The organism is Pantoea sp. Mb-10, assembly GCF_021272205.1.
Taxonomy (GTDB): Bacteria; Pseudomonadota; Gammaproteobacteria; order Enterobacterales; family Enterobacteriaceae; genus Pantoea.
Genome location: NZ_JAJSDX010000003.1, coordinates 1 through 12,466, shown reverse-complemented (window position 1 = coordinate 12,466; position 12,466 = coordinate 1). Strand labels below are relative to the sequence as shown.

The 12,466-nt window shown below is 53.0% G+C and carries 13 protein-coding genes and 1 other annotated feature; of the genes, 9 read left to right on the top strand and 4 right to left on the bottom strand.

The window, feature by feature from the left end; all coding sequences use genetic code 11:
* The first annotated feature begins 115 nt into the window (after positions 1–115).
* The 6 genes from rpsP to tyrA all read left to right on the top strand — a co-directional run bounded on the left by rpsP (position 116) and on the right by tyrA (position 4,840).
* Entirely contained in the window at positions 116–364 is a 249-nt protein-coding gene (rpsP, locus tag LU196_RS06110; protein ID WP_007893313.1) for a 30S ribosomal protein S16, read from the top strand.
* An 18-nt stretch (positions 365–382) separates the two neighbouring features.
* On the top strand, positions 383–931 hold the full coding sequence (gene rimM, locus LU196_RS06105) for a ribosome maturation factor RimM (protein WP_232758871.1): 549 nt from the start codon (positions 383–385) through the stop codon (positions 929–931).
* Between the two features lie 35 nt (positions 932–966).
* Positions 967–1,731 carry a tRNA (guanosine(37)-N1)-methyltransferase TrmD gene (gene trmD / locus LU196_RS06100; RefSeq protein ID WP_232758873.1) on the top strand — a complete coding sequence of 255 codons (765 nt, stop codon included), beginning with the start codon at positions 967–969 and terminating at the stop codon, positions 1,729–1,731.
* Between the two features lie 42 nt (positions 1,732–1,773).
* Positions 1,774–2,121, top strand: a complete 348-nt coding sequence (gene rplS / locus LU196_RS06095) for a 50S ribosomal protein L19 (RefSeq protein WP_031374778.1) — start codon at positions 1,774–1,776, stop codon at positions 2,119–2,121.
* Positions 2,122–2,635: 514 nt separating this feature from the next.
* Positions 2,636–3,715 (top strand): 3-deoxy-7-phosphoheptulonate synthase, encoded by a 1,080-nt coding sequence (locus LU196_RS06090; protein ID WP_232758875.1) that lies wholly within the window; start codon positions 2,636–2,638, stop codon positions 3,713–3,715.
* Between the two features lie 6 nt (positions 3,716–3,721).
* A complete protein-coding gene (gene tyrA / locus LU196_RS06085; RefSeq protein WP_232758877.1) occupies positions 3,722–4,840 on the top strand; it encodes a bifunctional chorismate mutase/prephenate dehydrogenase in 1,119 nt (372 codons plus the stop codon).
* A gap of 35 nt (positions 4,841–4,875) precedes the next feature.
* On the opposite strand, the gene pheA is transcribed toward tyrA, so the two are convergent.
* The 4 genes from pheA to bamD all read right to left on the bottom strand — a co-directional run bounded on the left by pheA (position 4,876) and on the right by bamD (position 7,595).
* A complete protein-coding gene (gene pheA, locus LU196_RS06080) occupies positions 4,876–6,039 on the bottom strand; it encodes a bifunctional chorismate mutase/prephenate dehydratase (RefSeq protein WP_232758880.1) in 1,164 nt (387 codons plus the stop codon).
* Positions 6,040–6,061: 22 nt separating this feature from the next.
* Positions 6,062–6,186 (bottom strand) — a sequence feature (Phe leader region).
* A complete protein-coding gene (gene pheL, locus LU196_RS06075; RefSeq protein ID WP_232758919.1) occupies positions 6,138–6,185 on the bottom strand; it encodes a pheA operon leader peptide PheL in 48 nt (15 codons plus the stop codon). It overlaps the preceding feature by 48 nt.
* Positions 6,187–6,282: 96 nt before the next feature.
* On the bottom strand, positions 6,283–6,609 hold the full coding sequence (gene raiA / locus LU196_RS06070; protein WP_232758882.1) for a ribosome-associated translation inhibitor RaiA: 327 nt from the start codon (positions 6,607–6,609) through the stop codon (positions 6,283–6,285).
* 257 nt (positions 6,610–6,866) lie between these two features.
* Positions 6,867–7,595: an outer membrane protein assembly factor BamD gene (bamD, locus tag LU196_RS06065; protein ID WP_232758884.1), complete on the bottom strand. Its 729-nt coding sequence runs from the start codon at positions 7,593–7,595 to the stop codon at positions 6,867–6,869.
* Between the two features lie 130 nt (positions 7,596–7,725).
* Here bamD and rluD point away from each other — a divergent pair, with 130 nt between their 5' ends.
* From rluD to clpB, 3 genes are all read left to right on the top strand, one after another.
* Complete coding sequence (rluD, locus tag LU196_RS06060) at positions 7,726–8,706, top strand: 23S rRNA pseudouridine(1911/1915/1917) synthase RluD (RefSeq protein WP_232758886.1); 981 nt, start codon at positions 7,726–7,728, stop codon at positions 8,704–8,706.
* Positions 8,703–9,431: a purine nucleoside phosphorylase YfiH gene (gene yfiH, locus LU196_RS06055; RefSeq protein ID WP_232758888.1), complete on the top strand. Its 729-nt coding sequence runs from the start codon at positions 8,703–8,705 to the stop codon at positions 9,429–9,431. Before rluD ends, yfiH begins: the two co-directional genes overlap by 4 nt.
* A 124-nt stretch (positions 9,432–9,555) precedes the next feature.
* Positions 9,556–12,129 (top strand): ATP-dependent chaperone ClpB, encoded by a 2,574-nt coding sequence (gene clpB / locus LU196_RS06050; RefSeq protein ID WP_232758889.1) that lies wholly within the window; start codon positions 9,556–9,558, stop codon positions 12,127–12,129.
* Positions 12,130–12,466: the final 337 nt, after the last annotated feature.

Sequence of the window (12,466 nt, the reverse complement as noted above, 5' to 3'; positions counted from 1 at the left end):
ACGCTCATAGGTTGCTTTTTACGCCAAAATGAGTAAAATTTTCGGGCTTTTTATATCGTGCTCGGGCCCCGTTCCTCGATGGGGCCCGAGTGCTTTATTAACTAATGAGGATGTTATGGTAACAATTCGTTTGGCACGTCACGGCGCGAAAAAGCGTCCGTTCTATCAGGTCGTCGTCACTGACAGCCGCAATGCACGTAATGGTCGCTTCATCGAGCGCGTAGGTTTCTTCAACCCGATCGCTTCTGGTCAGGCTGAAGGTCTGCGTCTGGATCTGGACCGTATCGAGCACTGGGTTGGCCAGGGCGCAACGCTTTCTGATCGCGTTAACGCGCTGATCAAAGAAGCAAAGAAAGCAGCTTAATCTGTCACGGTGGTGAGCATGAGCAGTAAACCTGCCGCACAGCCTCCCGTTAACCCAATCGTATTGGGCAAAATGGGTGCCGCTTACGGAATTCGGGGTTGGCTCAAAGTGTTTTCCTCCACTGAAGACGCTGAAAGTATCTTCGACTATCAACCCTGGTTTATCCAGCACGTCGGTAAATGGCAGCAGGTAGAGCTTGAGGGTTGGAAGCACCACAATCAGGACCTGATCATCAAAGTCAAAGGCATTGACGATCGGGATGCTGCCGCTCAGTTGACCAATTGCGAAATCACGGTTGACTCGACGCAGCTGCCAGCCCTGGAAGAAGGCGATTACTACTGGAAAGACCTTATGGGTTGCAAAGTGGTAAACCTTCAGGGCTATGAGATGGGCAAAGTCATTGATTTGATGGAGACCGGCTCAAACGACGTGCTTGTCGTTAAGGCAAACCTGAAAGATGCATTCGGTGCACAAGAGCGGTTAATCCCGTTTCTTGATGAACAGGTTATCAAGAAAGTCGATCTCTCTACTGGCACGATTGAAGTAGATTGGGATCCTGGTTTTTGATCTCCGGACATTCCGGTAACGCAACGGCGAACGCGATGTGGATTGGTGTTATTAGCCTGTTTCCAGAGATGTTTCGCGCTATTACCGAGTACGGGGTAACTGGCCGGGCAGTAAAAAATGGCCTGCTCAACATTGAAAGCTGGAGTCCTCGTGACTTCACGCACGACCGGCACCGTACCGTGGACGATCGTCCTTACGGCGGCGGACCGGGAATGTTGATGATGGTGCAACCCTTACGGGATGCCATCCACGCAGCGAAAGCAGCGGCGGGGGATGGCGCCAAGGTGATTTATCTTTCACCTCAGGGCCGCAAACTGGACCAATCGGGCGTTTGCGAGCTGGCGACCCACCAGAAGCTGATTTTGGTTTGTGGTCGTTATGAAGGGATCGATGAGCGTGTGATTCACACTGAGATTGACGAAGAGTGGTCAATCGGTGATTACGTGCTCAGCGGTGGTGAGCTACCCGCGATGACGCTGATTGATTCAGTCGCCAGGTTTATACCCGGCGTACTGGGGAAGCAGGCATCAGCCGATGAGGACTCCTTTTCGGATGGGTTGCTGGATTGCCCTCACTATACCCGACCTGAAGTGTTAGAAGGGATGGAAGTACCGCCAGTGTTACTGTCGGGAAACCATGCTGACATTCGCCGCTGGCGTCTGAAACAGTCGCTAGGCCGTACCTGGCTAAGAAGACCTGAACTTCTGGAAAACCTGGCTCTGACTGAAGAGCAAGCAAGGTTGCTAAGTGAGTTCCAGCGGGAACATCAGCAGCAACAAAACGATGAGGTGGAAGAGTAATCTTCCCTGACTATCAGTTTACCCAGGATATGAGATTTAATTATGAGCAACATTATTAAGCAAATTGAACAAGAGCAGATGAAGCAGGACGTACCTTCATTCCGTCCGGGTGATTCCGTGGAAGTGAAAGTGTGGGTCGTTGAAGGTTCTAAAAAACGTCTGCAGGCATTCGAGGGCGTGGTTATCGCTATTCGTAACCGCGGTCTGCACTCTGCATTCACTGTTCGCAAGATTTCTAACGGCGAAGGCGTTGAGCGTGTCTTCCAGACTCACTCTCCGGTAATTGACAGCATTACTGTCAAACGTCGTGGTGCTGTGCGTAAAGCCAAACTGTACTACCTGCGTGAGCGTACTGGTAAGTCTGCTCGTATTAAAGAGCGTCTTAACTAAGAGCTCGCGTAAGCGACTTCTCAAAGTTAATAGCAAACAAGGGGTTGGCCGATTGGCCAGCCCCTTTTTTATGCGCGTTTATGCAAAGGTCCTTTTCTCCAGAAACGCCTGCCGTTCTCTTTCTCTGGTGTCTGCGGGGTGAAAAAAGGCGTCTTGCTAGCACATCCATTCTGGCGGCGTGTGAATGAGCGCTTGAGAGCGTGGCCAGCCTTCAAACCTGCCTTGCCTTATCCAGGTTAAGGTGTTAATCGCAAATCACATTGTAAGTGAGTGAGATTGCGTCAGAGTTGCTGATGTAATTTAATGTTTACACCTATGCGGCGGCGGGTTGGTGGGTTATTGTTAGTTTAAGATTATGAATTTTATATATTTATTAATAATAAATGAGTAGCGTCTTATTGATTGGTAATAAATGTGTACACCTATGGATTGCAAAATGTACATAGTTTGGTAGAGTGACGTTGTCCTTCATAAGGATCGCAAACCGCCTAACGAGTACAAAAGGATCGCCACCATGCAAAAAGACGCGCTGAATAATGTGCACATCGCAGACGAACAAATACTGATCACCCCCCAAGCGCTCAAAGCGAAGTTTCCGCTGACGGCGGCGCAGGAAGCGCAAATTGCCGCGTCGCGTCAAACGGTGGCAGATATCATTGCGGGACGCGATCCGCGCTTGCTCGTGGTATGCGGGCCGTGTTCTATTCACGATACCGAAGCGGCGCTTCAGTATGCGCGTCTGTTGAAAGATTTGTCTGAGCAGTTGAAGGATCAGCTGTATATCGTTATGCGCGTCTATTTTGAAAAACCCCGTACCACCGTTGGCTGGAAAGGGCTGATCAACGATCCTTACATGAATAACTCCTTTGATATGGAAGCGGGTCTGCATATTGCGCGTCAGCTGCTGGTGAATTTGGTCGAGATGGGCTTACCGTTGGCGACCGAAGCCCTCGATCCTAATAGTCCGCAATACCTCGGCGATCTCTTTAGCTGGTCCGCGATTGGCGCACGCACCACGGAATCACAAACGCACCGTGAAATGGCGTCAGGGCTTTCCATGCCGGTTGGGTTCAAAAATGGCACTGACGGCAGCCTGGGAACGGCCATTAACGCCATGCGCGCCGCGGCGATGCCGCATCGCTTTGTGGGGATTAATCAGGCAGGGCAAGTGTGTCTGCTACAAACGCAGGGGAACCCCGACGGGCATGTGATTCTTCGCGGCGGCAAAGCGCCCAATTACGGCCCGGAAGATGTCGCGCAGTGTGAAAAAGAGATGGTCAAAGCAGGACTCCGTCCGGCCTTAATGATAGATTGCAGCCATGGTAACTCTAACAAAGACTACCGTCGCCAGCCTGGCGTAGCCGAATCGGCTATCGCGCAGATCAAAGATGGTAATCGCTCGATCATCGGCCTGATGCTGGAAAGTCACCTGCACGAGGGAAATCAATCCTCCGAGCAACCGCGTAGCGAAATGAAATACGGTGTATCGGTTACGGATGCCTGCATCAACTGGGAAACCACCGAGATGCTGCTGCGTGAACTGCATCAGGATCTGCAAGGTGTGCTGTCGGCGCGTCTGTCACACGAGGTGTAATGATTCATGGTGGCTGAACTGAACGCATTGCGCGATCAAATTGATGAAGTGGATAAAGCCCTGCTTGGCCTATTGGCTAAACGACTGGCGCTGGTAGCCGAGGTGGGCGACGTTAAAAGCCGCCACGGGTTACCTATTTATGTCCCGGAGCGTGAGGCGAGTATGTTGGCCTCACGTCGTCAAGAAGCGGAAGCGCTGGGCGTCTCGCCGGATCTCATTGAAGATGTGCTGCGGCGCTTAATGCGTGAGTCATACGCGCATGAAAACGACAAAGGCTTTAAAACGCTATGCCCCACGCTTGGCCCAGTGGTGATTGTCGGCGGGCGAGGCAAGATGGGCTCGCTGTTTGAAAAAATGCTGACGCTCTCCGGTTACCAGGTACGGATCCTGGATAAAGACAACTGGGATGAGGCGGATACGCTGTTTGAAGGGGCGGGGATGGTTATTATCAGCGTGCCTATCCACCTGACCGAGCAGATTATCGCCTCGCTGCCGCGGCTGCCGGACGACTGTATTCTGGTGGACATTGCCTCGGTGAAAAACCAACCGCTGCAGGCAATGTTAGCCGCGCACAACGGGCCAGTATTGGGATTACATCCCATGTTTGGGCCTGACAGCGGCAGCCTGGCGAAGCAAGTTGTTGTGTGGTGCGATGGGCGCCAGCCGGAAGCGTATCAGTGGTTTTTAGAACAAATTCAGGTCTGGGGCGCACGGCTTCATCGGATCAGCGCGACCGAGCACGATCAAAACATGGCGTTTATCCAGGCGCTGCGCCACTTCGCGACATTTGCGTATGGATTGCACTTGGCTGAAGAGAATGTCGATCTCGAGCAGCTGCTGGCGCTCTCTTCGCCAATCTATCGGCTGGAGCTGGCGATGGTCGGGCGGCTATTTGCGCAGGATCCGCAGCTTTATGCTGACATCATCATGTCGTCCGAGAATAATCTCGCGCTGATTAAGCGTTACTATCAGCGGTTTGGTGAAGCTATTCATTTGCTTGAGCACGGTGACAAACAGGCGTTTGTGGCGAGCTTCGAACGGGTATCTCACTGGTTCGGTGATTACGCTCCGCGTTTCCTGATTGAGAGTCGCAGTATGCTGCGTTCGGCTAACGACAGCCGGTAAGTTAAAAAAGGCATCCACGTGGGATGCCTTTTTTATTACAAGCGCGGTTCCACCGGCACGACATTTTCGCCCGGATAACAGCCTAATACTTTCAGTGAGCGCGTAAGCCCGGCCAGCTCATCCAGCGCCTGTTGCATACTCTCTGACTGCAGGTTGCTTTGCACATCGATATAAAACATCTCTTCCCAAGGATTACCGTTAATGGGACGGTTTTCCAGCTTGCTCATAATCAAGTTATGTTTACGCAGCACCAGCAGTGCTTCAACCAGAGCGCCCGCTTGCTGACCGGTAGCCATGATCAGCGTGGTTTTTGCCGGCACCTGGCTGGAAACGTCAATCGGTTTACGGGCCAGCACAATGAAACGCGTATGGTTTTGCTGCTGGTTTGCCAGATTGCGTTCCAACACCTGAAGCCCATAAAGTTCACCGCCAGCCTCACTGCCCAGCGCGGCCACCTGCGGCGAATTCATCGCAGCCACTTTCTCCATCGCTGCTGCCGTGCTTTCGGTGTATTCGATTTTCCAGTGTGGAAAACGGTTGATGAACTGGCTGCACTGCTGGAAAGGCTGGGGATGACTGTAAACCACCTTAATCTGCTGCAGATCGGTGGTACCGTTAACCAGCACGCAGTGTTCAATAGGAATGGTTAGCTCGCCCACGATAGAGAGGGAGGTATGCTGCAATAAGTCGTAGACGTCGTTGATGGAGCCAGAACTGGTATTTTCCAGCGGCATAACCGCGTAGTCCGCTTGACCGCTTTCCACCTGATGCATGATATCCACAAACTTTTGGCAACCCATCTCGACCATGGAGTCGAAATGGCGTGACGCGTATTTACGTGCGGCGAGGTGAGAGTAAGAGCCTTTAGGGCCAAGGAACGCAATACGAGGCGCGTGTGCATGAGGATGGTTGAGGTTTTTTTGCAGCAGAGCCTGTTGAGTGAGCACGGAATCTTCGATAACTAACTGGAACAGGCGAGTAATGTAGTGGGCATCTAACTGGTGCTGTTTTCCCAAAGTGATCAAATTTTCCAGCAGGGCGCGCTCGCGTTCAACATCACGGATCGGCCGGTGGGTAGCCAGCTTCGCTTGAGCAACCTCAACGGCCAGCGCGCGTCGTTCAGCCAACAGGCACAAGAGTTTCTCATCAACCGCGCTGATCTTATCGCGCAGGGCCAACAAGGGATTATCGGGGGTCATGATGCTCACCTGTAAAATATTCAATAAAAAAGCCTCCCGGTTGGGAGGCTTTGTCGTTCGTCTTCGCTTTCATTTTCGCACGACGCATCGCCTCCCAGTCAGGGGAAGGTAAAAAAGAAGGCGAAGAAGAACGGCTGAGATTTCATCGTGATTTCCTGGTAAAAGTGGATTGAGATTAACCGCTGGGATTTCACGCTGTCAATAAAAAACGCGCCCGGAGGCGCGTGGGTAGAACCGAGTGATTTATTCGGCTGGAATAAAATCTTTCACGCTGGCCGTGGCGCGACGCGCTTCAGGTTTATGCTGAGCTTTGTTGAGCTGTCGCTCCAGCTTCGCAATCAAGTCATTGATGGCGGTGTACATATCAATGTGTTTCGCGCTGGCAACCAGCGTGCCGTTAGGTGTATTGATGGTGGCGTCGGCCACAAATTCTTTCGGCTCTTTCGATAACACAATGTGCGGATTAATCAGGTGAGTTTGCCATTTTTCTAGCTTGGCGAGACGGTCTTCGACATGGTTGCGGATTGCCGCAGTGATTTCCATTTGTTTGCTGGTAATGTTCAGAATCATCGTTAAACCTCTCTGTCATTTCCGTCTTGGTAGATCCAGCATACCGCGAAGATGACATTTTTATGTGATTTAGATCACAAAAAAATGTCACTTTTTGTCAATCAAGATGAATTGTGAGAGAGGCTCGGAAACACAGGGAATTCCCTTGAAAGTGCAGTCATTAGGCGGCAAGATTGACGAGTTAACCGGAACGAAAATACTTGAGCGGAATAAAAAAAAGCAGCCATAAGGGCTGCTTTTTTGTGGGCCTGTTATCGTTACTGATTTGCAGCGATAATTTTTGCAACCTTATCGGCTTCTGCAGTTAACTGCAGCTGGCGGTACGCGTTTTCCATTAATGGCAGTGCCTGACGCGTTGCGTCTGTGTCAGGGTAATCCTTCATCATGGCTTCCACGCGATTAACAACGGCGACATATGCTTCCCGTTTGGTATAGAATTGCGCCACCGAAAGTTCATACTTCGCCAGACGCTCCTTCAGGAAGGCTTGGCGCTTTTGCGCATCAGCTGCGTATTGGCTGTTCGGGTAGTTGCGCAGCAGCTGGGAGAAATCCCGGAAGGCGTCGCGTGCATGGGTAGGATCGCGATCGGAGCGGTCAATACCAAAGAAGCCCTGCAGCGCCGAATCATCCAGCGCCATGTCCGTCAGACCTTTCATGTACATCACATAATCGATGTTAGGATGCGTCGGGTTCAGGCGCATAAAGCGAGAGATCGCTGCTTGCGCGAGCGGCAGGTCAGCATTTTTATAATACGCGTAGATCAAATCCAGCTGTACTTGCTGCGAGTAGGGACCAAAGGGATAGCGGTTATCGAGCGCTTCCAGTTGCTTAATCGCCGCTTTAAAGTTACCGTCCTGCAGCTTTTGCTGGGCTGTGGCATAGATTTCAGACGGCGGGCTGTCTGGGACTGGGTCAGATGAGCCAGAACAACCCACCAGTGCCAGGCTCAATGTGGCAGCAGCCACCAGATGTTTCATACGCGTCATGACGAAATGATTATCCTCAAAATGTTATGGCGGAAGCTGTCCGTATAGCTCCCGGTTATTACCAGGTACGATAGCACATTATATTAAACGGCATCGCCGTGAAAACCCAACGTTAACGAAGAAGCTGTATATGGCACAACAAGTTCACCTCACCGCAACGGTGTCCGAAGCACAACTTGGACAACGCTTAGATCAAACTTTGGCGGAATTGTTCCCTGATTATTCACGCTCTCGCATAAAAGAGTGGATCCTCGAGCGCCGGGTCAGCGTCAACGGTGCCATCATCGATAAACCCAAAGAGAAAGTGTTGGGCGGTGAGCACGTTGTGATCGAGGCGGAGATCGAAGAAGAGCAGCGCTGGGAGGCGCAAAATATTCCCCTCAATATCGTTTATGAAGATGACGATATTCTGGTGATCAACAAACCGCGCGATTTGGTGGTGCACCCCGGTGCAGGCAATCCAGACGGCACGGTACTTAACGCACTGCTTTATCACTATCCGCCGATTGCCGATGTGCCGCGCGCGGGCATTGTGCACCGTCTTGATAAAGACACCACCGGTCTGATGGTGGTGGCAAAAACCGTCCCCGCCCAAACGCATTTGGTGGAAACGTTGCAGCTGCGTGAAATCACGCGTGAATACGAAGCGGTAGCCATCGGCACGATGACCGCGGGCGGCACCGTCAATGAGCCGATGGCACGGCACGCCACCAAACGCACGCACATGGCCGTGCATCCCATGGGCAAACCGGCAACAACGCATTATCGCATTATGGAGCACTTCCGTGCCCATACGCGTCTGCGTTTACGCTTAGAGACCGGCCGTACCCACCAAATTCGCGTACACATGGCGCACATCAACCATCCGCTGGTGGGCGATCCGCTGTATGGCGGCCGTCCGCGCCCGCCCAAAGGCGCGTCTGAAGCATTTATCACTGCGCTGCGCGGGTTTGATCGCCAGGCGCTGCACGCCACCATGCTCCGTCTCTATCATCCAATAACCGGTATTGAAATGGAGTGGCACGCACCATTGCCGCAGGACATGGTTGCGTTGATTGACGCATTGAAAGCCGACACCGATGAGTTTCGCGATCAGATGGACTGGCTGTGAGTCATTGGATCATCCCGGACTGGCCGGCTCCCGCGTGCGTCCGGGCATGCTCCACCACGCGTCACGGCGGCGTAAGTGCCGAACCCTGGCATTCGCTCAACCTTGGGGTGCACGTGGGGGATATAGAAAGCCACGTGAGAGAAAACCGCCAGCGCTTGGTCGTTGAGGCACTGCTGCCGTCTATGCCGCAGTGGTTAAACCAGGTACACGGTACGGATGTGGTGCGTTTGCCCTCTGAAGTTATCTTGCCTGATGCAGATGCAGCCATAACGCGTGAATCGGGCGTCGTGTGCGCGGTGATGACGGCGGATTGCTTGCCCGTGCTGTTTTGCAGCAAAGACGGTAAGGAAGTGGCGGCTGCCCACGCAGGCTGGCGCGGCCTGTGCAACGGCGTCCTTGAAAAGACACTGGCGCAGTTTCACTGTTCACCTGCAGATATCTTGGTCTGGCTGGGGCCCGCTATTGGCCCGCAGGCGTTTGAGGTCGGCGAGGAAGTTCGCGACGCTTTCATGACGTTTGACCCCGCAGCACAGCAGGCTTTCCGCGCAGTTGGAGACAACTATTTTGCCGATTTATGGCTGCTGGCGCGCCAGCGGCTTAGCGCGGCGGGCGTGAATGCCATCAGTGGCGTGACGCGTTGTACTTACACCGAAAGCGATGATTTTTTCTCCTGGCGACGCGATGGCGTCACCGGACGTATGGCAACTTTAATCTGGCTGAGATAACCTTACGCCGCAAGACGATCCAGTAGCGTATTTTTCGCTCACAGCGCAGGTCATTAAACTTGAAAATTTGAGGGATGACCTCATTTTAATCTCCAGTAGCATTCTGACCTGTTTTGGAGGAATTATGCGTCTGGATCGTCTTACCAATAAATTCCAGTTGGCCCTCGCCGATGCACAGTCCCTTGCTCTGGGACATGATAACCAATTCATTGAACCCCTTCACTTGATGAGCGCATTGCTTAATCAGGAAGGCGGATCTGTCTTGCCGCTGCTGCGCAATGCGGGTGTTGATATCGCCACGCTGCGCACAAGTATCGAACAGGCAATGAGTCGTCTGCCGCAAGTGGAAGGCACGGACGGCGATGTGCAGCCCTCGGCCGACTTAATCCGCGTGCTTAATTTATGCGATAAGCTGGCGCAAAAACGCGGTGACAACTTTATCTCATCTGAACTCTTTGTTCTGGCTGCGCTGGATTCGCGTGGGTCGCTGGCCGATCTGCTGAAATCCGCTGGCGCCACCACGGACAAAATCACGCAAGCGATCGAACAATTACGTGGAGGAGACAGCGTGAACGACCAAGGGGCTGAAGATCAGCGTCAGGCGTTGAAAAAATACACCATTGATCTCACCGAGCGTGCGGAACAAGGCAAGCTGGATCCGGTTATTGGGCGAGATGAGGAAATTCGACGCACTATTCAGGTCCTGCAACGGCGCACCAAAAACAACCCGGTTCTGATCGGGGAGCCAGGTGTGGGTAAAACTGCCATCGTTGAAGGCCTGGCGCAGCGCATTATCAACGGCGAAGTGCCGGAAGGATTGAAGGGCCGCCGAGTGTTGGCTCTGGACATGGGCGCGCTGGTGGCAGGAGCAAAATACCGCGGTGAATTTGAAGAACGCTTGAAAGGTGTGCTGAACGACCTCGCTAAACAGGAAGGTAATGTCATTCTGTTTATTGATGAGCTGCATACCATGGTGGGGGCGGGTAAGGCCGACGGCGCAATGGACGCGGGAAACATGTTGAAACCCGCGCTGGCACGGGGTGAACTTCACTGCGTTGGCGCTACCACCTTGGATGAATATCGCCAATACATCGAAAAGGATGCCGCGCTTGAGCGTCGCTTCCAAAAAGTGTTTGTCGCCCAGCCCAGCGTGGAAGACACCATCGCGATTCTGCGTGGGCTGAAAGAGCGTTACGAACTGCACCACCATGTGCAGATTACCGACCCGGCCATTGTTGCTGCCGCTACGCTGTCGCACCGCTATATCGCCGATCGCCAGCTGCCGGACAAAGCCATTGACTTGATAGACGAGGCGGCATCCAGCATCCGTCTGCAGATTGACTCAAAACCTGAACCGTTGGATCGCCTCGAGCGGCGTATTATTCAGCTCAAACTAGAGCAGCAGGCGCTGAAGAAAGAGTCAGACGATGCCAGCGTGAAGCGGCTAGAGATGCTCGAATCAGAGCTGGAGCAAAAAGAGCGCGACTATGCGGGCCTCGAAGAGGAGTGGCGCGCGGAGAAAGCCGCACTAACCGGTACGCAAAACATAAAAGCGGAACTGGAGCAGGCGCGCCTTTCACTTGAGCAGGCGCGACGCGTGGGCGACCTTGGTCAGATGTCAGAGCTGCAATATGGCAAGATCCCTGAGTTAGAAAAGCAGCTCGCCATTGCAACACAGTCTGAAGGCAAAACCATGAAGTTGTTACGCAACCGCGTGACAGAGGTAGAGATCGCCGATGTGCTGGCGCGCTGGACCGGGATTCCGGTGGCGCGAATGATGGAAGGTGAGCGCGACAAGCTGCTGCGCATGGAAAGCGATCTGCACGCGCGCGTCATTGGGCAGAACGAAGCCGTCGAGGCGGTATCAAACGCAATTCGACGCAGCCGCGCGGGGCTCTCCGATCCCAATCGACCCATTGGTTCTTTCCTGTTCCTGGGGCCGACGGGGGTGGGTAAAACCGAGCTGTGTAAAGCGCTGGCCAACTTCCTGTTCGACAGTGACGATGCGATGGTGCGTATCGATATGTCGGAGTTTATGGAAAAACATGCGGTGTCGCGCTTGGTTGGTGCGCCTCCCGGCTACGTGGGTTATGAAGAGGGAGGCTACCTCACTGAGGCCGTACGCCGCCGCCCTTATTCGGTGATTTTGTTGGATGAAGTCGAGAAAGCGCATCCGGACGTGTTCAATATTCTGTTGCAAGTGCTGGACGATGGTCGATTGACGGATGGACAGGGACGCACCGTCGATTTTCGGAACACGGTTGTGATCATGACATCGAACCTCGGCTCGGATCTGATCCAGGAACGCTTTGGCACGCTGGATTATCCAGCCATGAAAGAGGTGGTGATGTCGGTGGTCGGTAATCACTTCCGGCCGGAGTTCATTAACCGTATTGATGAGGTCGTGGTCTTCCATCCGCTGGGTGAGCAGCATATTGCGTCTATCGCACAAATTCAGCTGCAGCGTCTTTATAAACGGTTGGAAGAGCGGGGCTATCAGTTAAACATCACCGATGAGGCGCTGAAGCTACTGGGCAAAAATGGCTACGACCCGGTTTATGGTGCTCGGCCCTTGAAGCGTGCCATTCAGCAAGAAATTGAAAACCCGCTGGCGCAGAAGATCCTCTCAGGCGCTTTTGTCCCGGGGAAACCGATTGAAATGGATGTGGAAGCGGGGGAAATCGTTGCTCATCAATAAATGCAGCGTACAAAACGGGCCAACCGGCCCGTTTTTTTGTGTGATGAATCCCATTATGTTGCTTTTTAAAGCGTGTTGTTTGGAAAGTGAGCGGTTGAGCAAAAACTTTAAATTAGCACTTGTCAGCCGGAATTAACGCCCTATAATGCGCCACCACTGAGACGGCAAAGCGGCAACGCAGACGGCTCAGCAGGGCGCGGAGTGATTCGGCCCGCCGGAGAAAAACGCTGAAAAAAGTGTTTGACTCTGAAGGAGGAAAGCGTAATATACGCCACCTCGCGACAGCAGGCTCCACGCCGCGTCGCACTGCTCTTTAACAATTTATCAGACAATCTGT